Origin of the sequence: Aequorivita aurantiaca (assembly GCF_030410135.1) — a bacterium.
In the GTDB taxonomy this organism is placed as follows: Bacteria; Bacteroidota; Bacteroidia; order Flavobacteriales; family Flavobacteriaceae; genus Aequorivita; species Aequorivita aurantiaca.
This window is the reverse complement of record NZ_JAUGQQ010000042.1, coordinates 1-444: the sequence shown is the minus strand read 5'-3', so window position 1 is coordinate 444 and position 444 is coordinate 1. Positions and strand designations below refer to the sequence as shown.

Genomic DNA, 444 nt, shown 5'->3' with positions numbered 1-444 from the left:
ACGGAAAGCTCTCAAATAAACCCGAATTTGGAAATTAATAAAGAACTAAAAATTGAGCGGACTTGTCTCGCCGATGTTGGATTATGGATTCAGTTAGACAAAAAAGTTCTAAATTGTTTCATTATTGATAATGATGATTATTTTTCAACGAATTCTCATTGTTACGAAAATGTCGATTTAAAACAGACAAAAAAAGAAGTTTATAGTTTTTTAGAAACGTAGAAAAAACGTGTGGTAACAATATATAACCGCAATTACGGCGGATTCGACCGCGTCCGAATCCACGCGTAATTGCTACCGTAGGTGCTTATTCGAAAAACATTAAATTTACCCGTAACTGCGGTTATACTAAACGTTGGCAACAAGTTTGAAGAAAATGCAGAAACTATTAATAATTTTATTTTCGATTTTAATAATTGCTTGTAATGATAAGCAAAACAAAGA

Annotated in this window: 1 protein-coding gene; it reads left to right on the top strand. The window is 32.0% G+C overall.

From position 1 onward, the window contains the following. Nucleotides 1–222 (top strand): hypothetical protein (locus QRD02_RS14330; RefSeq protein WP_290255645.1); only part of this gene is annotated, 222 nt, incomplete at its 5' end. Nucleotides 223–444: the final 222 nt, after the last annotated feature.